The 20,024-nt window shown below is 68.1% G+C and carries 23 protein-coding genes; 13 read left to right on the plus strand and 10 right to left on the minus strand.

All coding sequences use genetic code 11. The features are described from left to right. Nucleotides 1–44 precede the first annotated feature (44 nt). The 3 genes from BJP32_RS02780 (at nt 45) to alr (ending at nt 3,167) form a co-directional block, all read left to right on the plus strand. Nucleotides 45–446: a hypothetical protein gene (locus tag BJP32_RS02780; RefSeq protein ID WP_076222745.1), complete on the plus strand. Its 402-nt coding sequence runs from the start codon at nt 45–47 to the stop codon at nt 444–446. A gap of 120 nt (nt 447–566) precedes the next feature. Further along, nucleotides 567–2,069: a replicative DNA helicase gene (locus BJP32_RS02785; protein ID WP_046654370.1), complete on the plus strand. Its 1,503-nt coding sequence runs from the start codon at nt 567–569 to the stop codon at nt 2,067–2,069. A 48-nt stretch (nt 2,070–2,117) separates the two neighbouring features. Next, entirely contained in the window at nt 2,118–3,167 is a 1,050-nt protein-coding gene (gene alr / locus BJP32_RS02790; RefSeq protein ID WP_076222747.1) for an alanine racemase, read from the plus strand. Between the two features lie 43 nt (nt 3,168–3,210). Here the strand turns inward: alr and BJP32_RS02795 are convergent, their stop codons facing one another. Then, on the minus strand, nt 3,211–3,828 hold the full coding sequence (locus BJP32_RS02795; RefSeq protein WP_076222749.1) for a Yip1 family protein: 618 nt from the start codon (nt 3,826–3,828) through the stop codon (nt 3,211–3,213). Between the two features lie 162 nt (nt 3,829–3,990). Between BJP32_RS02795 and radA the strand changes: the two genes are divergently transcribed. From radA to BJP32_RS02825, 6 genes are all read left to right on the plus strand, one after another. Continuing rightward, entirely contained in the window at nt 3,991–5,364 is a 1,374-nt protein-coding gene (gene radA / locus BJP32_RS02800; protein ID WP_076222751.1) for a DNA repair protein RadA, read from the plus strand. Nucleotides 5,365–5,397: 33 nt separating this feature from the next. Further along, on the plus strand, nt 5,398–5,934 hold the full coding sequence (locus BJP32_RS02805; RefSeq protein WP_003165459.1) for a CvpA family protein: 537 nt from the start codon (nt 5,398–5,400) through the stop codon (nt 5,932–5,934). An 81-nt stretch (nt 5,935–6,015) separates the two neighbouring features. Then, nucleotides 6,016–7,521: an amidophosphoribosyltransferase gene (gene purF / locus BJP32_RS02810; RefSeq protein WP_040345675.1), complete on the plus strand. Its 1,506-nt coding sequence runs from the start codon at nt 6,016–6,018 to the stop codon at nt 7,519–7,521. 6 nt (nt 7,522–7,527) lie between these two features. Then, nucleotides 7,528–7,869 (plus strand): VOC family protein, encoded by a 342-nt coding sequence (locus BJP32_RS02815; RefSeq protein WP_040345677.1) that lies wholly within the window; start codon nt 7,528–7,530, stop codon nt 7,867–7,869. 39 nt (nt 7,870–7,908) lie between these two features. Further along, nucleotides 7,909–8,670, plus strand: a complete 762-nt coding sequence (locus BJP32_RS02820; protein ID WP_076222753.1) for an SDR family NAD(P)-dependent oxidoreductase — start codon at nt 7,909–7,911, stop codon at nt 8,668–8,670. A 7-nt stretch (nt 8,671–8,677) separates the two neighbouring features. Next, complete coding sequence (locus BJP32_RS02825; protein ID WP_046654294.1) at nt 8,678–9,982, plus strand: O-antigen ligase; 1,305 nt, start codon at nt 8,678–8,680, stop codon at nt 9,980–9,982. A 76-nt stretch (nt 9,983–10,058) separates the two neighbouring features. On the opposite strand, the gene der is transcribed toward BJP32_RS02825, so the two are convergent. The 6 genes from der to BJP32_RS02855 all read right to left on the minus strand — a co-directional run bounded on the left by der (nt 10,059) and on the right by BJP32_RS02855 (nt 15,473). Continuing rightward, nucleotides 10,059–11,684, minus strand: a complete 1,626-nt coding sequence (der, locus tag BJP32_RS02830; protein ID WP_046654295.1) for a ribosome biogenesis GTPase Der — start codon at nt 11,682–11,684, stop codon at nt 10,059–10,061. 31 nt (nt 11,685–11,715) lie between these two features. Next, nucleotides 11,716–13,137, minus strand: coding sequence for a PQQ-like beta-propeller repeat protein (locus tag BJP32_RS02835; RefSeq protein WP_046654296.1), 1,422 nt, complete (start codon nt 13,135–13,137; stop codon nt 11,716–11,718). A 24-nt stretch (nt 13,138–13,161) separates the two neighbouring features. Beyond that, nucleotides 13,162–13,941 carry a tetratricopeptide repeat protein gene (locus BJP32_RS02840; protein ID WP_046654298.1) on the minus strand — a complete coding sequence of 260 codons (780 nt, stop codon included), beginning with the start codon at nt 13,939–13,941 and terminating at the stop codon, nt 13,162–13,164. Nucleotides 13,942–14,085: 144 nt separating this feature from the next. Then, complete coding sequence (locus tag BJP32_RS02845) at nt 14,086–14,517, minus strand: hypothetical protein (RefSeq protein WP_046654300.1); 432 nt, start codon at nt 14,515–14,517, stop codon at nt 14,086–14,088. After that, a complete protein-coding gene (locus tag BJP32_RS02850; protein WP_046654302.1) occupies nt 14,507–15,064 on the minus strand; it encodes an RNA polymerase sigma factor in 558 nt (185 codons plus the stop codon). Before BJP32_RS02850 ends, BJP32_RS02845 begins: the two co-directional genes overlap by 11 nt. Nucleotides 15,065–15,089: 25 nt before the next feature. After that, entirely contained in the window at nt 15,090–15,473 is a 384-nt protein-coding gene (locus BJP32_RS02855; RefSeq protein WP_046654304.1) for a DUF6249 domain-containing protein, read from the minus strand. A 189-nt stretch (nt 15,474–15,662) separates the two neighbouring features. Between BJP32_RS02855 and BJP32_RS02860 the strand changes: the two genes are divergently transcribed. Then, a complete protein-coding gene (locus BJP32_RS02860) occupies nt 15,663–15,899 on the plus strand; it encodes a DUF2188 domain-containing protein (protein ID WP_003165466.1) in 237 nt (78 codons plus the stop codon). Nucleotides 15,900–15,902: 3 nt separating this feature from the next. On the opposite strand, the gene BJP32_RS02865 is transcribed toward BJP32_RS02860, so the two are convergent. Then, nucleotides 15,903–16,256 carry an ArsC family reductase gene (locus BJP32_RS02865; RefSeq protein ID WP_046654305.1) on the minus strand — a complete coding sequence of 118 codons (354 nt, stop codon included), beginning with the start codon at nt 16,254–16,256 and terminating at the stop codon, nt 15,903–15,905. A 139-nt stretch (nt 16,257–16,395) separates the two neighbouring features. On the opposite strand from BJP32_RS02865, the gene BJP32_RS17030 reads away from it, so the two are divergent. Further along, nucleotides 16,396–16,620 carry a hypothetical protein gene (locus tag BJP32_RS17030; protein WP_128720271.1) on the plus strand — a complete coding sequence of 75 codons (225 nt, stop codon included), beginning with the start codon at nt 16,396–16,398 and terminating at the stop codon, nt 16,618–16,620. Here BJP32_RS17030 and BJP32_RS02870 read toward each other — a convergent pair. Then, nucleotides 16,617–16,958, minus strand: a complete 342-nt coding sequence (locus tag BJP32_RS02870; protein WP_003165468.1) for an ArsC/Spx/MgsR family protein — start codon at nt 16,956–16,958, stop codon at nt 16,617–16,619. The two genes, BJP32_RS17030 and BJP32_RS02870, sit on opposite strands and share 4 nt — an antisense overlap. Before the next feature lie 26 nt (nt 16,959–16,984). Further along, on the minus strand, nt 16,985–17,443 hold the full coding sequence (locus BJP32_RS02875) for a hypothetical protein (RefSeq protein ID WP_003165469.1): 459 nt from the start codon (nt 17,441–17,443) through the stop codon (nt 16,985–16,987). A gap of 117 nt (nt 17,444–17,560) precedes the next feature. Between BJP32_RS02875 and BJP32_RS02880 the strand changes: the two genes are divergently transcribed. Both BJP32_RS02880 and BJP32_RS02885 read left to right on the plus strand, forming a co-directional pair. Beyond that, on the plus strand, nt 17,561–18,817 hold the full coding sequence (locus BJP32_RS02880; protein WP_076222755.1) for a hydrolase: 1,257 nt from the start codon (nt 17,561–17,563) through the stop codon (nt 18,815–18,817). 4 nt (nt 18,818–18,821) lie between these two features. After that, nucleotides 18,822–19,829, plus strand: coding sequence for an arginine N-succinyltransferase (locus tag BJP32_RS02885; protein WP_003165472.1), 1,008 nt, complete (start codon nt 18,822–18,824; stop codon nt 19,827–19,829). The last annotated feature ends 195 nt before the right edge of the window (nt 19,830–20,024 follow it).

Below are 20,024 nucleotides of genomic sequence, written 5' to 3' on the forward strand. Positions count from 1 at the left end.
CTGAACCCTTGCACAGCGGCGCAGGCGAGCGCATCTAGCCCTCCATGCCGCGTTCCGTTCCCGTCCTCTTCGCCGCGTCCCTAGGCGCCCTGACTCTGCTCGCCTCCGCGCCCCTGGCCCAGGCCCAGTCGTCTGACATGACCGTCCAGCAGTTCCTGACGATCGGTCATGACATCCCGCGCAACCGCGCCGTGGCCATAATGCGCCCGGACACCCGCCGCCTGATCCGCGTCGTCACCGGCGCCGTCAGCACGGTCAAGGCCGAGCAGGCCTCGGCCGTTTCGGCGGGCCGCACGCCGGCGCACTGCATCCCCGCCTCCGGCACCGGCATCACGCCCGAGGCTCTGGTCGCACGCTTCGAGACCATGCCGGAATCGCGCCGTCGCATCACCGTGACCCAGGCCGTGCGCGATTGGATGGCCGAGCGCTACCCCTGCCGCGCCTGACGACCTCCTACTGATCCGACAGCGGTTTTCCGCGCCCGTCCACAGGCGTCGGCGACTGTCCACGACCACGACCCCGCCCGCGTCTGACGCAGGGCGCGCCTATGCGTATTGATGATGCCGATGAACGCCGCCTTCGCTCCGATGCCCTATGACGCCCCCGACGCCGTGCAGGTGTCGTCCATGCCCCACAACCTGGAGGCGGAGCAGGCCCTTCTGGGCTCGCTGATGTTCGACAACGCCGTGTTCGAGCGCCTGTCGGACCGTCTGCGCGGCAGCCATTTCTACGAGCCCTTCCACCAGCGCCTGTTCGATGCGGTCGAGGACCACATCCGTCAGGGCCTGCTGGCCGAGCCGACCATTCTGATGGAGCGGTTCAAACAGGATCCGGCGTTCCAGGAGTTCGGCGGCCTGCGCTACCTCGCCGATCTGGTGGACCGGGCGCCGCCCGCCGCCAACGCCCCCGACTACGCCCGCGTCGTCTATGACCTGGCCCTGCGCCGCGACCTGATCCGCATCGGCGGCGAGATCATCAAGGAGGCGCCCAACCCCGAGACGCCCGCCGACGAACAGATCGAACAGGCCGAACAGACCCTGTATTCACTGGCCGAGACGGGCAAGCCTTCGTCGGGCTTCGTCAGCTTCTCCCACGCCCTGTCCGGCGCCGTGGAGATGGCGGGCGAGGCCTATCAGCGCGAGGGCAAGCTGGCCGGTCTGGCCACCCGCCTGGACGACCTGGACCAGAAGCTGGGCGGCCTGCACCCGTCCGACCTTCTGATCCTCGCGGGCCGTCCCTCGATGGGCAAGACGGCGCTGGCGACCAACATCGCCTTCAACGTCGCGCGGAACTATCGCTGGGAGCCGACGCCGGACGGCGGACGCAAGACCGTCGACGGCGGCGTCGTCGCCTTCTACTCGCTGGAAATGAGCGCCGAACAGCTGGCCATGCGTATCCTGGCCGACGCCTCGGGCGTGTCCTCGGACAAGCTGCGCAAGGGCGAGATCGACGCCTCGGACTTCGGCAAGATCCGCGACGCCGCCATCGAGATCGGCGAAAGCCCCCTCTACATCGACGCCACCGGCGGCCTGTCCATCTCCAAGCTGGCGGCGCGCGCGCGACGGCTGAAGCGGATGGAGCACGGCCTTGATCTGATCGTGGTCGACTACCTGCAGCTCGTCACGACCGGCGAGAACAGCCAGAAGAACCGGGTGCAGGAAGTGTCGGAAATCACCGGCGGCCTGAAGGCGCTGGCCAAGGAGCTGAACGTCCCCATCATCGCCCTGTCGCAGCTGTCGCGTCAGGTCGAGCAGCGCGAGGACAAGCGGCCGCAACTGTCCGACCTGCGGGAATCCGGCTCGATCGAACAGGACGCCGACTGCGTCATGTTCGTCTATCGCGAAAGCTACTACCTGGGCCGGGCCGAGCCGCGCGAAGGCACTGAAGAACACCTGAAGTGGCAGGAAGACATGGACCGCCTGCAGCACCAGGCCGAGGTGGTCATCGGCAAGCAGCGTCACGGCCCCATCGGCATCGTCAAGCTGGCGTTCGATTCCAACACCACCCGCTTCGGCAACCTGGCCCACGACGGCCGCTACGGCGGCGCCTATGCGGATATTCCGGAGTAGGCCGCGCAAAGGCTGGCGCCGCCCGAACAGCGGCCTATAACCGTCGCCATGACCTCCCCCGTCTTCGCTCCCGCCGTCCTCAACGTCGATCTGGACGCGCTCGCCCGCAACTATCGCACCCTGGGCGCCGTCAGCGGCGCGCCGGTCAATCCAGTCGTGAAGGCCGACGGCTACGGCCTGGGCGCCGCCGCCGTGACCCAGCGCCTGATGGCCGAGGGCGCGCGCACCTTCTTCGTCGCCCGCGCGGCCGAGGGCGTGCGCCTGCGCGAGGCGATCGGGCCTGAGCCGGTCATCTATATTCTGGACGGCTGCCACGGCGACGGGGCCGCCATGCTCAAGGCCTCCAACCTGCGGCCCGTCATCAACCACCCGACCCAGCTTCAGACCTGGCAGACGTCGGGCGGCGGGGCCTGCGGGCTTCAGATCGACACCGGCATGAACCGGCTGGGCTTCCGCGTCGAGGACGCGCCCGAACCGTTCGAGGGTCTCGAACTGGTGATGACCCACCTGGCCTGCGCCGACGAACCGTCCAACCCGCTGAACCGCGCCCAGCGCGACGCCTATGCGGCGGCGGTCCAACGCTATCCGGGCGTGACGCGCTCCTTCGCCAACTCGGGCGGCTGCTTCCTGGGGCCGGATTTCGCCTTCGACGTGGTGCGTCCAGGCATCTGCCACTACGGCGGCGGGCCGGAAGGCCGCCCGCACGAGAAGATCGCTCCGGTCGCCAGCCTGATCGCCCAGGCGGTGCAGGTACGCGACGTGCCCGCAGGCGAAACCGTCGGCTATTCGCAAGGGTATAGGGCGGAGCGGCCGATGCGCGTGGCCACCGTTGGCGCGGGCTACGCCGACGGCGTGCTGCGCTCCTACAGCCCCAAGGGGCAGGTCTTCATCGCGGGCGAGATGCGGCCCATCATCGGCCGGGTGTCGATGGACGTGCTGGCGGTCGACGTGACCGGCCTCGACGTCAAGGCGGGCGATCCGGTGGAGATCTTCGGCGCCAATCGCCTGATCGACGACGCGGCCGCCGCAGCGGGCACCATCAGCTATGAACTGCTGACCTCGATCACGCCGCGCGTGCCGCGCGTCTATCAGGGCTGAACAGCAAAGGGCTGAGGCGCAAGGCCCCAGCCCTTCTTCAGACTTAGCTCAGGGCGAACGCCGTGGCGCCCGCGCCGACGATGACGAAGCTGGCGATCACCGCGCCGACGATGGCGAAGACGATGACGTTCAGGATGATGGCCGCGACCACCACCACGATGGTGTAGCCCAGCGCCTTGTCGGCGGCGGTCTTCATCAGCGTCGGCAGGCCCAGATACATCAGGTAGAAGCCGTACAGGCCCAGCAGGCCCGCCAGCCAGGCCAGCATCGGCAGGACGTTCAGCACGCCCGCCACCCAGGCGGCGGTCATGGAATAGACGGCGACCTGCATCGCCTTCACCGGGTTCTTTGTCCCGCCGAAGGTCGGCGCCAGGGCGTCGATGATCAGGCCCAGAATATAGACGCTGATCAGGCTCAGCACATAGCTGAGCGCGCCCGCCAGCACCGGACCGAACAGGCCGCGATGACCGAAGGCGATCTGGCCCACGATGGTCGCCACCGCCGGAATGGCCGCCAGGATGACGGCGTAGCTGGTGAACAGCCCCTTGATGCTGGCGCTTTCGGCGTCGATGACCGGCCATTCGAACTTGGGCCGTGTCAGGATGTATTTGACCCGCGAGACGAGCGAGGGATCGACGGCGGGGGGATTTTCCAGGGTCATTCGTTAGCCTTCTGGGCGGTTGAGTCGGATCACGGCCTTATCATGTCAGAATGACGGCTGTGTGGATGCCGACGCAACCCCGCACTCTCCCTATGACAGTTTCGGACGTAAGCCATTCCGACCCGCCTGTCCTGGCCCGTCTGATCTGCTAGGTCTGATCACATGGCGCGCGACTCTCTTCTCTTCGTCTGCAAATCCTGCGGGGCGGTTCATTCCAAATGGGCCGGGCAATGCTCGTCCTGCGGCGAGTGGAACGCCCTGGTCGAGGAATCCAAGGCGGCCCCGCCCGGCGCCATGAAGCCCGCCTCGACCGCGCGCGGGCGCGGGGTGCAGTTCGAGACTTTGCAGTCCGACACGCCTGAGCCGCCGCGCATCGTCACCGGCGTGACCGAGTTCGACCGCGTCTGCGGCGGCGGCGTGGTGCCCGGCTCGGCCATCCTGCTGGGCGGCGACCCCGGCGTCGGCAAGTCGACCCTGCTGCTGGAGGTCACGGCCAAGGCCGCCCGCAACGGCGCCAAGGTCGCCTATATCTCGGGCGAAGAGGCGATCGAGCAGATCCGCGCCCGCGCCAAACGCATGGGCGTGGCCGACGCGGACGTGGCGCTGGCCTCCGCCACCGCCCTGCGCGACATCCTGACGACGCTGAAGCGCGATCCGTTCGACATCGTCATCATCGACTCCATCCAGACCCTATGGAGCGACGCGCACGACGCCGGTCCCGGCTCCATCACCCAGGTACGCGCCTGCGCCGCCGAGCTGGTGCGGCTGGCCAAGAACGGCGGTCCGGCCATCGTCCTGGTCGGCCACGTCACCAAGGACGGTCAGATCGCCGGGCCGCGCGTGGTCGAGCACATGGTCGACGCCGTCCTCAGCTTCGAGGGCGAGCGCGGCTATCCCTTCCGCATCCTGCGCGCGGGCAAGAACCGTTTCGGCGCCACCGACGAGATAGGCGTGTTCGAGATGGGCGACGCAGGCCTGCGCGAAGTGCCCAACCCCTCGGCCTTGTTCCTGGGCGAAGGCAAGGACCGGGCGCCCGGCGCCGCCGTCTTCGCCGGGATCGAGGGATCGCGCCCTGTTCTGGTGGAAATACAGGCCCTTGTCGCGCCTTCTGCATACGGTACGCCAAGGCGAGCCGTCGTCGGCTGGGACTCCGGCCGTCTGGCCATGCTGCTGGCGGTGCTGGAGGCTCGCTGCGGTCTGGGGTTCGGCGACAAGGACGTCTATCTGAACGTCGCGGGCGGTATGCGGATCAACGAGCCCGCCGCCGACCTGGCCGCCGCCGCCGCCCTGATCTCGTCGGCGCTGGACATGCCCTTGCCGCAGGGCTGCGTCGTCTTCGGCGAGATCGGCCTGTCGGGCGAGGTCCGCGCCGTCGGCCGCGCCGAGGCCCGCCTGCGCGAGGCCAAGAAGCTGGGCTTCGAGCGCGCCCTCGCGCCGCCACAAGCCAATGGCAAGGTGAAGAAGGGCGATGTCGCCCTGACCGTCGTCACCCGCCTGACTGACGCGGTCGAGCGAATCTCCCAGAACCGCTACTAAGGCGCGTTCCCATCCCTTGAGGCCGCAGAGCGCGTGACCAGCTACGACGTCTTCGTGATCCTGGCCCTGCTGGCCTCGGGCGCCGCCGGATGGTTCCGGGGCGGCATGCGCGAGCTCACGGCCCTGTTCAGCTTCATGCTGGCGGCGCTGCTGGCGTTGATCACCCTGCCGTGGACGGCGCCGATCGGGCGCGATCTGGTCGATCCCGACTGGGCCGGCTCCGTGCTGGCCGTCGGGCTGGTCTTCGTTCTTCTCTATTTCGGCCTGCGTTTTCTCGGCTCGGCCATTTCGCAGGGCGCGCGCGGCCATGCGCTGGGCGTGCTGGACCAAACGCTAGGCCTGCTGGTGGGCCTGGTCCGCGCCCTAGGCCTGATCGGGGCGGTGCACCTGATCATCATGGGCGCCATGCAGGACAACCCGCCGCGCTGGCTGTCCGAAGCCGCCACCGCCCCGGTCAGCGAAGGCGCCGCCCGCGCCATCCAGATCGTGCTGCCCACGCTTGGAAAGGGCGCCGACGCCCTGACCCCCGTGGTCGGTTCTTCCGTTCGCGAAGGGTTTTCCGACCAATGAGGCTTGCCCCGGACGCCTGGGCGGCTTACGTGCGCGGCGCCGCCCTTTGAGTTATCCTTCCCCGGTCATCGGAGCCTGACGATGCGCCACCATATCGCCGAACCCGTCGTTCACCGTGAGCATTGGCGTGAGCCGGAAGACGATCAGCTGCGCCTCGAATGCGGCGTCTGCGGCGTCTGGGGCGCGCCCGAGAACGAGGCGTCCTCCATCGTCGCGCTGGGCCTGCACGCCCTGCAGCATCGCGGCCAGGAAGCCTGCGGCATCGCCAGCGTCCACGACGACCGCTTCTACACCGAACGCCATCAGGGCCTCGTCGGCGACGCCTTCGGCAACGCCGAACTGACGAAGCGCCTGCCGGGCCAGGCCTCCATCGGCCACACCCGCTACTCCACCGCCGGCGGCAGCTTCCTGCGCAACATCCAGCCCATGTTCGCCGATCTGGACCAGGGCGGCATCGCCATCGCCCACAACGGCAACCTGACCAATTTCAAATACCTGCACGCGCAACTTGTATCGGAAGGCGCGATCTTCCAGTCCACTTCGGACTCCGAGGCCATCCTTCACCTGATCGCTCGCAGCCGTAAGGCCAAGATCGTCGACCGCTTCATCGACGCCCTAAGCCGGATCGAGGGCGGCTACGCCCTGGTGGCCCAGACCCGCTACAAGATGATCGGCGCGCGCGACCCGCTGGGCATCCGTCCGCTGGTGCTGGGCAAGGTCGGCGAAGCCTGGGTGCTGGCGTCCGAGACCTGCGCCCTGGACACCATCGGCGCCACCTTCGTACGCGACGTCGAACACGGCGAGGTCGTGGTCATCGACGAGGAGGGCCTGACCTCGATCAAGCCCTTCGCCGCGCGGGCCGCTCGCCCCTGCCTGTTCGAATACGTCTACTTCGCCCGTCCCGATTCCGTCGTGAACGGCCTGTCGGTCTATGACGTCCGCAAGGAGATGGGCCGTCGCCTGGCACGCGAGCACAAGGTCGAGGCCGACATCGTAGTGCCGGTGCCCGACTCGGGCGTCCCCGCCGCCCTCGGCTACGCCCAGGAAAGCGGCCTGCCCTATGAAATGGGCATCATCCGCAGCCACTACCTGGGCCGCACCTTCATCCAGCCCAGCCAGGGCGCTCGTCAGAAGGGCGTGCGGATGAAGCACAGCCCCAACCGCGCCGCCCTGGAAGGCAAGCGCGTCGTGCTGATCGACGATTCCATCGTGCGCGGCACCACCTCGCTGAAGCTGGTCCGCGCCGTACGCGCGGCGGGCGCCAAGGAGGTGCACCTGCGCTCGGCCAGCCCGCAGATCCTCTTCCCAGACTTCTACGGCATCGACATGCCCGAGCGGTCGCAGCTGATGGCCGCCACCCACAGCATGGAAGAGATGCGCGCGGTGCTGGAGGTCGATTCCCTCGGCTTCCTGTCCATCGACGGCCTGTACGACGCTCTGGGCGCCGGGCCGCGCAACGCCGCCAGCCCGCAGTATACCGACCACTACTTCACCGGCGACTATCCGACCCGCCTGCTGGACCGTGAGATCGAGGAAGGCGGCCGTGATCCGCGCGGCAAGCAACTTTCTCTGCTGGTGACCGCTTAAGGCTGGATGATCCAGCTCGGCTACTTCACGCTCGACACCCCTGACGTCGACAAGGCCCGCGCCTTCTACGCGGGCCTGTTCGGCTGGCGCTTCGACGAGGCTTCGTCCAGCCCGACCTACGCCCATGTGGCCGGGTCCGACCCCGCCTTCGGCCTCACCAAGGGCGAGCACAAGACCTTCCCCAATCTCTATTTCCGCGTGGACGACATTCACGCCGCCTGCGCCCGCGTGACCGAACTGGGCGGCCGCTCGGCTGTGCCGGCCGAGAGCCCGTCCGGCCTGTCGGTCGTGGTCAGCGACGATCAGGGCGTCAGCTTCAGCCTGTGGCAGCCTGCGCCGGGCTACTGAGCCTTTCGCCCGGCGTCCGGCCGCGCTATCAGCGGCCCCATGTCCGAACACGCTTGCCTCCCTCTCGCCAACCGCGTCGCCCTGGTCGTCGGCGCCTCGCGCGGCATCGGCCGCGAATCTGCCCTGGCCCTGGCCAAGGCCGGCGCCCACGTCGTCGCCGCCGCGCGCACCCAGGGCGCCCTGGAGGAGCTGGACGACGAGATCTTCGCCGCCACCGGCCAGCACGCCAGCCTGGTCCCGTTCGACCTGGTGGACGGCGGCGCCATCGACCGCCTGGGCGGCGCCCTGTTCCAACGCTTCGGCAAGCTGGACATCTGGGTTCAGGCGGCGGCCACCATGGGCCCGTCGGGCCTGACCCCGGTCGCCCACGCCGAACCGCGCGAGTTCGCCAAGGTCGAGAAGATCAACTTCACCGGCGTCTACCGTTTGATCCGCTCGCTGGAGCCGCTGCTGCGCGCCTCGGACGCCGGGCGCGCCATCCACCTGACCAGCAGCGTCGCCAGCCAGCCGCGCGCCTTCTGGGGCATGTACGCTGCGACCAAGGCGGGCGCCGAGGCCCTGGTCAAATGCTGGGCCGACGAGATCGAGAGCACGCCGGTGCGCGCCAGCATCGTCGATCCCGGCCGGATGCGGACGCAGTTGCGCGCCCAGGCGTTCCCGGGCGAAGATCCCAGCGTTCTGCCGCATCCTTCGGAGATCGGTCCCCTGATCGTCGAACTGGCCCGCTCTGATCTCACTCCGCCTCTGACGGTCAGCTTCAAGGAATGGAAGCAAGGCCTGTCGGCGGACGCCCTGGTTTAAAGTCTTCATGCCGACAAGACCGGCGACGGACGAGCGAACCGCGACAAGCTCAACGCTGCGTCGTTCGCCCCTGCCGCTGGTCCGCGCCGCCCCGTTGGCCGACATCGTGGCGCTGATCGCTTCAGTCGGCCTGATCCTCACCTATGTCGGCTTCTGGAGCGCGCCGCTGACCGACTACGGCGCGCGCTCGGCCGACTTCCTTCGCAACTTCTACTATCCGGCCTATCTGCTGGCTGTGGTGCTGGTCTGCATGAGGCCCGAGCGCGCGATCAGGGGCATGGTCCGATCGCCGCTGCTGATCGCCTTGCTGCTGCTGACGGCAGCCACCTACTTCTGGTCCATCATGCCCGATCTGACGGCGCGGCGGATTCCGGCCCTGCTGTTCACCACCCTGGCGGGCGTGGCCCTGGCCTCGCGGTGGAGCTGGCGCAGCCTGACCGAGATCATAGCGGGAACCCTCGGCGCCCTGGCCGTCCTCTCCTTCCTGCTGGGCGCGCTGCTGCCCGATTTCGGCCGGATGCAGGAGCTCTTCCCCGGCGCCTGGCGCGGCCTGTGGCTTGAGAAGAACGGCCTGGGCCACGTCATGGTGAAGACCACCATCTTCCTGCTGGCCGCGGGCGTCATGGCTCCCGAGCGGCGCAAGCTGTGGTTCGGCCTGGCGGTCGTCTCTGTGGCGCTGGTCATCCTGTCGACCTCGAAGACGGCCTTGCTGGTGCTGCTGCTGTCGCTCAGCGCCATCGGCTTCGTCGCCGTGGTGAAGTCCGGCCCCCTGCGAGCCGTCGTCGCCACCTGGCTGGCCGTCGTGGTCGTCATCGGCGGCGCCCTGCTGATCTCCGCCGAAACCGACGTCGTGCTGGGGCTGTTGGGCAAGGACGCCACCCTGACCGGCCGCACAGAAATCTGGTCCGGCATCATGCAGCAGATGTCCGAGCATCCCTGGCGCGGCTTCGGCTACGGCGCGGTATGGGACGACCCCGGCTTCACCGGCCCTAAAGCCTGGATCGGGCACCAGGCCCACTTCATCCCGGCCAACGCCCACAGCGGCTGGCTGGAGATCTACATCGCCCTGGGACTGGGCGGCGTCATCCTGTTCGCCCTGTGGCTGGTGCAGATATGGGCGCAATCGCTATGGGCGGCCTACACCAGTCCCGGCGGCTGGGTGGCCCTGCCGATGATGGCCTCCTTCACCTTCACCATGCTCAGCGAGAGCATCGCCATGAACTGGCATGAGCTGCGCTGGGTCGTCATGGTCGCACTGGCCCTCAAGCTCGCGCTTGGCGACGAACCCGAACAGCCCAGTCGCCCACGCTGATCGCCGCGCAAGGCGGAGCGATCAGCGCAGATCTGAGCAATGGGCGAAAGACGTCCCGTTGGCCGGGACGACATCGTCAACGCTTGGCGCCGCCCTTCTGGCCCGTGCGGACGCGGCCCGAGCGGGACACCTGGCGTGCGCCGCCGCGCGCGCCCTTGCCGATGAAGGCGTTGGAGCCCGCCTTCTTGGACGCGCTGGCCTTCAATCCGCCCAGGGGCTTCACCTTGGGCTTGATGCCGGCCTTGGCCTTCTGCTCCAGCGCCTTGCCCGGCAGGTTGGACAGCTTCTCGGCCTTCTCAGCCTTGATCACCCGACGCGGGGCGGTCTTGGCGTCGCCCTTGAAGCGTTCCGGGCCGGACTTGGCGCCGCCCTCGGCATAGGGGTTGGCCGAACCCGACTTGACGTTCAGGCGGATCGGCGTGCCGTGCAGGTCGAAACTCTCTCGGATCGAGTTGATCAGATAGCGCTTGTAGTGTTCCGGCATGGACGCGGCGCGGCTGGCCATCAGCACGAACGTCGGAGGACGCGCCTTGGTCTGGGCCATGTATTTCGGCTTGATGCGCTTGCCGTCCACGGCGGGCGGCGGGTGTCTCTGGGTCGCCAGGGACAGCCAGTCGTTCAGATCCTTGGTCTTCACCTTGACCGACCAGGTGTCATAGGCCTGAAGCACGGCGGGCATCAGACGCTCGACGCCGCGGCCGTTGAAGGACGACAGGGCCACGAAGGGCGAACCGCGCAGCTGCGGCAGCTTGTCGTCCGCCAGGCGCTTCAGCTCGGCCAGGCGCGACTGCGGCTCTTCTTCCAGATCCCATTTGGAGGCGACATAGACCAGCGCCCGCCCTTCCCGCTCGACCAGATCGGCCAGTTGCAGGTCTTGGGTGTCGAAGGCGTCGTCCTTGTCCATCACCATGATCACCACCTCGGCGAAGGTGATGGCGCGGATGGTGTCGGCGACCGACAGCTTTTCCAGCTTCTCCTGGACGCGGGCCTTGCGGCGCATCCCGGCGGTGTCGATCAGGCGGATGTTCTTGCCTTCCCAGACCCAGTCCACCGAGATGGAGTCGCGCGTGATGCCGGCTTCCGGGCCGGTCAGCAGGCGGTCGTCGCCGATCAGGCGGTTGATCAGGGTCGACTTGCCCGCGTTCGGACGGCCGATGACGGCGATGCGGATCGGCTTTTCCGGCTCGTCGACTTCCTCGATGAAGATGTCTTCGGACGCGGCCAGGATCGCCTGATACAGGTCGGCCATGCCCTCGCCGTGCTCGGCCGAGATCGGCACCGGCTCGCCGAAGCCCAGGCCGTGAGCCTCGCCCACGCCGCCGCCGCTTTCGCGGCTTTCCGACTTGTTGGCCAGCAGGACGACGGGCTTGTGCACCTTGCGCAGGCGATCGGCGAAGATGCGGTCCAGCGAGGTCACGCCTTCGCGCGCGTCCATCATGAACAGGATCAGATCCGCGTCCTCGATCGCCGCCTCGGTCTGCTCGCGCATCCGGGCTTCCAGGCTTTCGTCGGTGACGTCCTCATACCCCGCCGTGTCGATCAGGGTCAGATCCATGTCGCCGATCACGCCGTCGGCGTAGCGGCGGTCGCGGGTCACGCCGGGGCGATCATCGACCAGCGCAAGGCGCTTGCCGACGAGGCGATTGAACAGTGTCGACTTGCCCACGTTGGGGCGGCCGACGATGGCGACCTTCAGAGCCATGTCGGCCTTCTAGCTTAAATCGGTGAAAAGGTCAGCGGATGCTGACCAGTTGGCCCTTGTCGGTCAGGACATAGAGGGCGCCGTTGTAGGCGGCCGGGGCGATATAGGCGGCCGCGCCCAGCTTCAGGCTGCCGGTCTGGGCGCCGGTCTTCGGATCGAAGGCCACGGCCTCGCCATCCGAATTGACCAGAACCAGACGGTTGGACGCCAGGATCGGACCGGACCAGACCGGACGCACGGTGCGCTTGCCGAAGCCCAGGAAACCGCCTTCCTTGCGGACGCGGCCCTCGTTCAGGTCGCGCGACCAATAGACCTGGCCCGTCTCGCGGTTGACCACGGTCAGTTCGCCCGCCTGAGACACCACATAGACCACGTCGCCGACCGGCAGGGGCTGGTTCACCCCGACGATGGGCAGGGACCATTTCGGCTGGCCGCTGCGCAGGTCCATCACCTGCATCACGCCCGACTGGCTGATGGCGTAGACCTGACCGCGGCTGACGACCGGACGACCGGCGATGTCGCGCAGTTCCGACAGGGCGCTGGTGCGGCTGGTGCGCGACAGCACCTGCTCCCACACCGGCTGGCCGTTGGTCGCCTGCAGAGCCACGATCTGACCCGAGGAGAAGGGCGCCACCACCGTGCCGCCGCTGACCGCCGGGCTGGAAGCGCGCATGATGCGGGCCGGCTCGGTGATGCCGCGATAGGACCAGTCCTGCTGGCCGTTGGCCACGTTGAAGGCCATCAACTGGTTGTCGATGTCGACGACATAGACGCGCTGGCCCGCCACCGTCGGCGCGCCGTGGATCGGCAGGTCGACTGCGGTGCGCCACAGCTCGGCGCCCGTATTGGCGTCAAACGCCGTCATGACGCGATAGCCCGACGAGACGAAGACCTTGCCGCCGCTGACGGCCACGCCGCCGCCGAAGCCGCCGCCGCCCGATCCGCCGCCCAGGCCGATGCCCATGAAGCGGCGGCCGCGATCAGCCTCCTCGACCTTGACGCTGGCCTTCCACAGGACGGCGCCGGTTCCGGCGTCCACGGCGGTCACGCCCGCTTCGCCGTCCAGCACGAAGATCTTGCCGTCCTCAGCCACCACCGGGGACATGACCTGGCGATCGTTCGCCGAGCCTGCGCCGATGTCGCGCCGCCAGGCGACGGTGAACTCAGGCGCAGCGATCACATGCTCGACGGCATTCTCGGCGTTGCCGCCGGGCTGGCTCCAGGCGGTCGCCGCCTGCGGGCCCGGCAGGAAGAAGTCACGCCCCGAAAGGGCCGCCGAGGGCGCGAGCTGCTGCTCGAACTCCAGGATGGAGACACGCTGTCCCTCGGTGGCCGTCGCAACCGGCTCCTTGTCTCCGCCCAGACCGAACGGCAGGGCGTTGCGGACCGTGCCGCATGACGCGACGGTCAGGGCCAGACCGCTCAACAGGGCGACTTTAAGGGTTTTGGTCATGGTTGGCGTCCCGAGGGAGTCAAATCAGGGGGCAGGCGTCGCGGCGGGCGCTTGAGCCGGGGCCGCAGCCTCGGCCGGAGCGGCGACGGCGGGAGCCGCCTGGCCCGGAGCGGGCGTCGGCAGCGCAGCGGCGGCCTTGACGATGGCGGCCAGGTTGGCGGCCGTGCCGGTGTCGACGGCCTGAACGGCGGCCTGGGCGCGCTGGCGCACCGGGTCCGGCACATCCTGGCCGAGTTGCAGCTGCACGAAGGTCTGACGCGCCTCGGCGGTCTTGCCGTGCTGCAGCTGGGCCATGGCCAGGGCTTCCTGGGCGAAGGCCTGCATCGGGCGCTTGTCGCCGGTCAGCGGCTCCAGGCGCTTCTGCACGTCTTCCAGCGAGGCCGTGTCCATGACCAGGAAGACCGCCTTCAGGGCGGCGATGTCGGACAGAATCGGATCCTTGGCGGCCTTGGCGGCTTCATCCAGCAGAGCCACGGCCTCGGTCGTCTTGTTCTCGGCCTGGGCCAGACCCGCCTGCTGCATCAAAGCCAGGGCCTTGTAGCCGCCGCCCGCCTTGGCCGACTCGGCGAAGGCGGTCTTGGCTTCGGCGGGCTTGCCCGCCTGCAGCGCCTGAACGCCCTGCTCATAGGCGGCCGAGGCCTTGTCGGCCTGCGAGCTCACATAGGATTGCCAGCCCCACCAGGCCAGCGCGGCGACCAGGGCGACCGCCAGCAGGCCGCCCAGAATCGGCAGCCAGGTGCGAGCCAGACGCTTATAGCGTTCGGAGCGAAGCTCCTCCTCGACCTGTTCGAAGACATCAACCACGAAACGTCGCCCCAAAAATGCAGCCAAGGCCGATCATAAAAACGCCGCGACCCTAGAGGTTCGGCGTCACGGCCGCAACGCAGGCGTTGGGCGCGAAACGGCTTTTTCCAGCCCTAAGCCGGGACTGGGGCGGGAAAACGGCGCTCAGATCTGTTGCGACAGCTTCACCACGCCCGCCGCCAGCAAGGCGACCAACACCCCGGCCGTGGCCCAGAACATCTGCATCCCGCCCATGGAGCCAATGGAGCCGAGGGCCGCATCGCCCAGCCCGCTCCGCTCCAGCAGCGACTGAAGCGCCAGCCCGCCCTGAATCCCGGCCTGGGAGCTGGCCGAATCGATCACGCCGCCCGCCTGGGCGGAGAATCCATCCGGTCCCACATGGAAGTTGACGCCCAGCAGTTCGTGCATCGCGATCAGGCCCCCGATCACCCCCGCCGCCGACAGGGCCACGGACCGCACGCGCGAGGCCTTGTTCAGCCGCGCGGCCACGTCCGCTTCAAAGAAGACCGAATCGGGAAAGTGCGGCGTCTGCGCGAACAGGCGCTCGATCGTCGGGTCGAATTCATCAGCCGACATGGGATGCGCTCCCGATTGCAACCGGCCCCGGCTGGAGCCGGGCCCGAAGTTTATCCAGACCACGCTTGACATGAGATTTCACCGTTCCAAGCGGCAAATTCATGGCCGCGGCGATTTCCGGGTGCGACAGCCCCGCGCCGTGACACAGGGAGACGCACAGGCGTTCGACCTCGCTGAGCCCCTTCAAGGCCTCGTCCAGGTCCACGCGGCCGATGCTGTCGACGGCGGGCGCGACATTTTCCGTTTCGGTTTCCGCCACATAACGCGCCTCCTTCGAAATGCGCTTCAGATACATGCGGGCGGCGATGCGCTTGACCCAGGCGGCGAAGGTGCCCTCGCCCCGGAACTCGGCGCATTTCTCGAACGCCAGCAGAAAGGCGTCCTGGGCCAGGTCGTCGGCCAGCGCAGGCTGGGCGCCCATGCGGCGCAGAAGGCCCCGCACCGCCGAGCCGTGCCGACGGACCAGTTCGCCGAACTCGCGGCGGCCGCCGCCGGCCGCAAGCCCAGCAAGCTCGACGTCGTGCAGATCACGTAAGGCTTGGGCCATGACGGCTTCCCTGCTCCGACCCGCCTCAGCCTTTGTTCTTGTTGAAGAAGCTCAGGATGATGAAGGCCAGACCGATCATGCCCGGAATCGCGGCGATGCCGACGATGGGATAGTAGGCGTCCATCTCGGCGAAGCTGACCGCATACCCGAAGATGCCGATGCCGAAGGCCACCGCCAGCAGAATGACGCCGGTGCGCAGGTCGCGCGCAGCCGTCGCCGGCGGCTTCACATTCTCCTTGCTGATGGTCTCGATGACCTCGGGCGGCAGAGGCTGACCCTTCTCGATGGCCGTCCGCAGCGTAGCCTGCATCTCGCGCCGCTCGCGGCTCTTCAGCCAGGCAGGGATGACCACGATCGCCACCACCATCAGGAATGGCGCCAGCGGGATAAGGATTTCAAAGCCGTCCATGGGTTGTCGCCCCTTCGTGAAACTCTGTTCGGCCGAGCCTGATGCGGCGGCCTTCTGATCACAAGAGGCGGCGATGATCGCCTATGGATGCAGTTGCGCGCATGAACTCTTCGTAATGCGTCACCACAGCGTGACTCGACACGCCCGAAACGGCGTTCAACGCTGTCGCCGATCCCTTCGGAGCGGCGCATGACCATCACCTATCGCATCGTCCAGCACGACGGCGGCTGGGCCTACCAACTGGGCGACAGCTATTCCGAGACCTTCCCCAGCCACGCAGCGGCGCTGGCGGCGGCCACGGCCGCGGCGCGCGAACAGCGCGTGCCGGACCGCACGTTCTGGATCGAATATGAAGACGCCTCGGGCCAATGGGTCACCGAGCGCGCCGACGGCCACGACCGCCCGACGACCGCCGTCGAGGACTGAACCTCAGCCCTTCAGAGCGGCGGCGTAGACGTCCGGCTTGAAGCCCAACAGGGTGCGCCCGTCGCCCAGGTCCAGCACCGGCCGCTTGATCATCGACGGCTGGGCCAGCATCAGATCCACCGCCTTGGCGGCGTCGATGTCGGCCTTGTCGGCGTCCGACAGCTTGCGGAAGGTCGTGCCCGCCCGGTTCAGCACCTTCTCCCAGCCATGCTCGGCGACCCAGCGCTCCACATCGGCGCGATCCGCGCCTGCGGCCTTGTAGTCATGAAAATCATAGGCCACGCCGTTCTGATCCAGCCAGACGCGCGCCTTCTTCATCGTGTCGCAGGCCTTGATGCCATACAGGGTGCGGGTCATGGGCGAACTCCAAGCGTGACGGACAGCCGGGGTCTGACATCGAAGCGCGGAGGGGTCAATTTTCTCGTCGCATGAAGAAATCTTCACTCGACGAACCAACCTTCACTTGAAAGAGTCATGTTATCAAACGGAGGCGAACATGAAGCGTGCAGCAGCCTTAACGACCCTGGCGCTCATATCAGCCTGCTCCGAGCCCCGTCATGAAGTCAGTGCAAAGGTGACGACGCCTGTTGAGACGGGCAAGATCGCAGGCGTCCAACAATCTGTTGAAGCCCGCGTCGAAGTCCCCGCAGAGGCGGCAGAGGCCATTGAAGCCCATATTCGAGCGCAGGAGGCTGAAGCTCGGAAAACCAAGAGCCCCTAAAGAACTTCCAGCACCGCCTCGACCGGCCGACCGATCGCCGCGCCCTTGGGCGTCTCGACGATCGGGCGCTCGACCAGGACCGGGTTCTCGATCATCGCGGCACGGACCGTCGCGTCATCCGCGTCGGCGGCCAACAGCTCGGCGGCCTTCGTCTCCTTCTTGCGCAGCAGGCCCTTCAGCCCGCCGCCCGTCTCGCGCGCCAGACGGTTCAGGGTCTCGGCGTCCCAGCCGGTCTTCAGATACTCGACCACCGTCGGCTCGGTCCCGCGCTCGCGCAGCAGCTCCAGCGCCTTGCGCGAGGTCGAGCATTTCGGGTTGTGGTAAAGGGTGACGGTCATGGTCAGGCTCCTGTCTGCGCCCTCACCTAGGCCTTGAGGCCGTCTTGCGCCAGCTTCCCCGCCCCGCGCAGGCCGCCGATGTGCAGCAACAGGCACAGCACCATGCCGGCTCCCGCCACGCCGACGCTCCAGCCCGGCAGCCCCGGCGCGGCCGGCGACGCCCCGACCATCAGGCTGACCGACATCGCGCTCAGTTCATAAAGCGCCCAGGCCAGGCCGAAGACCGGCAGGATGCGGTTGGGACGGCGCCACTGCACCAGGCCCAGCACGGCGGCGACGGCCGAGAAGACCACCGCGAAACCCGTTGTCGCCCCGCGGAACTCCGCCTGTTCGGGCGCGCTCAGGAACCAGACCAGCCCGGCCTGCATCAGGCCCACGCCCGCCCAGATCCAGAAGGCCCAGGCGCTGCCGCGCGCCAGCGCCCTCGCCGTCTCGGTCGAATCGACCGGGGCGAACGGTTGGGGCGGTGCGATCCGTCGGTTCATGCGCGACTCCCTGACTGAGGCGGCGAAACTATCCCGCTCCGCGCCGAAATCCCAAGTGCGTGAAAGAGATATCGCCCCACCTTCACCTTTGGCGCCCGCCCGTCTAGGGTCGCCGCCATGCGGATCGAACCTCAAGATCAGGCCGTGCTCGATCACGTCGCGGCCCAAGGCGACGCCATTGTCCAGCGCGCCGTCGACTGGTCCAACATCAACTCAGGCAGCCGCCACGCCGAAGGGCTGGCGCGGATTCTCGACGTTCTGGACGCCACGGCGCGCGCCGCCTTCGCCCAGGCCACGGTCGAGCGCGTGCCGACGCAAGGCTCCACCACCGTCGCCGACAGCGGCGCGGTCATCGCCGAGAGCTACGCCGACTGCCTGAAGATCGTCGCCCGGCCCGAAGCCCCGCTTCAGGTCGTGCTGACCGGCCATTACGACACCGTCTTCCCCGCCGACAGCGCCTTCCAACGCGTCGTCACCCGCGACGACGGCGCCCTGAACGGCCCCGGCATCGCCGACATGAAAGGCGGAATCAGCGTCATGCTGGCCGCCCTGGAAGCCTTCGAGATGCACCCCGACAAGGCCCGCGTCGGCTGGACCGTGCTGCTGTCTCCCGATGAAGAGATCGGCTCGCCCGCCTCGGCCCCCCTGCTGGCGGAGCTGGGCGCGCGCGGCCACGTCGGCCTGACCTATGAACCCGCCCTGTCCGATGGGACGCTCGCGGGCGAACGCAAAGGCAGCGGCAACTTCCACCTGATCGTCACCGGCAAGGCCGCCCACGCGGGCCGCGCCTTCCATGAGGGCGCCAACGCCGTCGCGGGCGCCGCCATCATCGCCGCCCGCCTGCACGGCCTGAACGGCCAGCGCGAGGGCGTCACCGTCAATGTGGCCAAGATCGCGGGCGGCGGCCCCCTGAACGTCGTGGCCGACAACGCCGTGGTCCGCTTCAACGTCCGCGTGCCGGACGCACAGAGCGCGACCTGGATCGACGAAACGGTGCGCGCCCTCGCCGCCGAGCCGCCCTTCCCCGGCCTGACGCTGGACCTGCACGGCGGCATGACCCGCGCGCCCAAGCCGATGGACGCCAGCCAGACCGCCCTATTCCACGCCGTCCGCGACGCCGGCGACCTGCTGGGCCAGACCATCGCCTGGAAGCCGTCCGGCGGCGTCTGCGAGGGCAACAACCTGCACGCCGCGGGCCTGCCCAACGTCGACACCCTGGGCGTCGTCGGCGGCGAGATCCATTCGGACCAGGAGTTCGCCTGGCCCGCCAGCTTCGTCGAACGGGCGCAATTGTCCGCCCTGATCCTGTGCAAGATCGCCTCGGGTGAGATCGACGCCCTCAAACTGAAACAGCTCCGACTGGAGACGATGTAACCGCATGCTCGTTGTTCGCCCCGCCGGCCCCGCCGACCTTCATCACCTGCTCGAACTGGCCATCCTGTCCGGCCCCGGCTTCACCAGCCTGCCCGAGGACGCCGACGTCCTCAGCGAGCGCCTGGAACTGAGCCAGGCCAGCTTCGAAGGCCGCATCCCGCCGCAGGAAGCCTGGTATACCCTGATGCTGGAAGACGGCGACACGGGCGACATCGACGGCGTCGGCTCGGTCAAGGCGACGGTGGGGCTGAAGCGCCCCTTCTTCAGCTTCCGCGTGGTCAACAACACGGTCCAGTCGCCCTCGCTGGGCATCAAGCTGAACCATCAGACCCTGGTGTTGGTGAACGAGTGCACCGGCTGGACCGAGGTCGGCTCCCTGTTCCTCAAGGCCGATCGTCGCAAGGGCGGCGCCGGGCGCCTGCTCAGCCAGTCACGCTACATGCTGATCGGCGCCCAGCCGGACCTGTTCGCGGACAACGTCCTGGCCGAACTGCGCGGCGTCTTCACGCCCGACGGCTACTGCCCCTTCTGGGACCATGTGGCGCACAAGTTCTTCCCGATGGACTTCGACGACGCCGACCGCATGAGCGGGTCGACCGACAAGCAGTTCATTCTCGACCTGGCGCCGCGTCACCCCATCTATATCGACCTGCTGCCCGAACCGGCCCGCGCCGTGATCGGCAAGGTCCACCCGCAGGGCGTGCCCGCCATGGCCCTGCTGGAAAGCGAGGGCTTCCGCCCCAACGGCCTGGTCGACATCTTCGACGCCGGCCCGACCGTGGCCTGCGGCCGCGACAACATCCGCACCGTCCGCGACGCCCGCGTCCTGAGCGCCCGCATCGAGAAGGAAGTCGAGGTCGAACTGCCCAGCCTCGTCTCGACCGACAGCGTCTCGGCCTTCCGCGCCGTGCGCGCCCGCGTCCTGGTGGACGGCGAAACCGTTCACATGACCCCCGACGTCGCCGCCGCCCTGAAGATCAAGGACGGCGCCACGGTGCGGGTGAAGTCGTGATACCCGCGCTCAAACAGCCGAAGGCGGTAGCGCACAAAAACGCCCTTCTCCCCTTGTGGGAGAAGGCAGCCTGCGAAGCAGGTCGGATGAGGGGTGTCGCCGCGACGTCCGCCTCTTATCTTAACTACAGCACCGCCCCGTCAGACGTCGCCGCAACCCCTCATCCGGTCGCTGCCGCGACCACCTTCTCCCACA

This window comes from Brevundimonas sp. ZS04, from assembly GCF_001956865.1.
Lineage (GTDB): Bacteria > Pseudomonadota > Alphaproteobacteria > Caulobacterales > Caulobacteraceae > Brevundimonas > Brevundimonas diminuta.

What these genes read in the sequence shown, in the direction of transcription:
- BJP32_RS02780 (WP_076222745.1), top strand. Translation starts at nt 45, where the DNA reads ATGCCGCGTTCCGTTCCCGTCCTCTTCGCCGCGTCCCTAGGCGCCCTG.
- BJP32_RS02785 (WP_046654370.1), top strand. Translation starts at nt 567, where the DNA reads ATGAACGCCGCCTTCGCTCCGATGCCCTATGACGCCCCCGACGCCGTG.
- alr (WP_076222747.1), top strand. Translation starts at nt 2,118, where the DNA reads ATGACCTCCCCCGTCTTCGCTCCCGCCGTCCTCAACGTCGATCTGGAC.
- BJP32_RS02795 (WP_076222749.1), bottom strand. Translation starts at nt 3,828, where the DNA reads ATGACCCTGGAAAATCCCCCCGCCGTCGATCCCTCGCTCGTCTCGCGG.
- radA (WP_076222751.1), top strand. Translation starts at nt 3,991, where the DNA reads ATGGCGCGCGACTCTCTTCTCTTCGTCTGCAAATCCTGCGGGGCGGTT.
- purF (WP_040345675.1), top strand. Translation starts at nt 6,016, where the DNA reads ATGCGCCACCATATCGCCGAACCCGTCGTTCACCGTGAGCATTGGCGT.
- BJP32_RS02815 (WP_040345677.1), top strand. Translation starts at nt 7,528, where the DNA reads ATGATCCAGCTCGGCTACTTCACGCTCGACACCCCTGACGTCGACAAG.
- BJP32_RS02820 (WP_076222753.1), top strand. Translation starts at nt 7,909, where the DNA reads ATGTCCGAACACGCTTGCCTCCCTCTCGCCAACCGCGTCGCCCTGGTC.
- BJP32_RS02825 (WP_046654294.1), top strand. Translation starts at nt 8,678, where the DNA reads ATGCCGACAAGACCGGCGACGGACGAGCGAACCGCGACAAGCTCAACG.
- der (WP_046654295.1), bottom strand. Translation starts at nt 11,684, where the DNA reads ATGGCTCTGAAGGTCGCCATCGTCGGCCGCCCCAACGTGGGCAAGTCG.
- BJP32_RS02835 (WP_046654296.1), bottom strand. Translation starts at nt 13,137, where the DNA reads ATGACCAAAACCCTTAAAGTCGCCCTGTTGAGCGGTCTGGCCCTGACC.
- BJP32_RS02845 (WP_046654300.1), bottom strand. Translation starts at nt 14,517, where the DNA reads ATGTCGGCTGATGAATTCGACCCGACGATCGAGCGCCTGTTCGCGCAG.
- BJP32_RS02850 (WP_046654302.1), bottom strand. Translation starts at nt 15,064, where the DNA reads ATGGCCCAAGCCTTACGTGATCTGCACGACGTCGAGCTTGCTGGGCTT.
- BJP32_RS02855 (WP_046654304.1), bottom strand. Translation starts at nt 15,473, where the DNA reads ATGGACGGCTTTGAAATCCTTATCCCGCTGGCGCCATTCCTGATGGTG.
- BJP32_RS02860 (WP_003165466.1), top strand. Translation starts at nt 15,663, where the DNA reads ATGACCATCACCTATCGCATCGTCCAGCACGACGGCGGCTGGGCCTAC.
- BJP32_RS02865 (WP_046654305.1), bottom strand. Translation starts at nt 16,256, where the DNA reads ATGACCCGCACCCTGTATGGCATCAAGGCCTGCGACACGATGAAGAAG.
- BJP32_RS17030 (WP_128720271.1), top strand. Translation starts at nt 16,396, where the DNA reads ATGAAGCGTGCAGCAGCCTTAACGACCCTGGCGCTCATATCAGCCTGC.
- BJP32_RS02870 (WP_003165468.1), bottom strand. Translation starts at nt 16,958, where the DNA reads ATGACCGTCACCCTTTACCACAACCCGAAATGCTCGACCTCGCGCAAG.
- BJP32_RS02875 (WP_003165469.1), bottom strand. Translation starts at nt 17,443, where the DNA reads ATGAACCGACGGATCGCACCGCCCCAACCGTTCGCCCCGGTCGATTCG.
- BJP32_RS02880 (WP_076222755.1), top strand. Translation starts at nt 17,561, where the DNA reads ATGCGGATCGAACCTCAAGATCAGGCCGTGCTCGATCACGTCGCGGCC.
- BJP32_RS02885 (WP_003165472.1), top strand. Translation starts at nt 18,822, where the DNA reads ATGCTCGTTGTTCGCCCCGCCGGCCCCGCCGACCTTCATCACCTGCTC.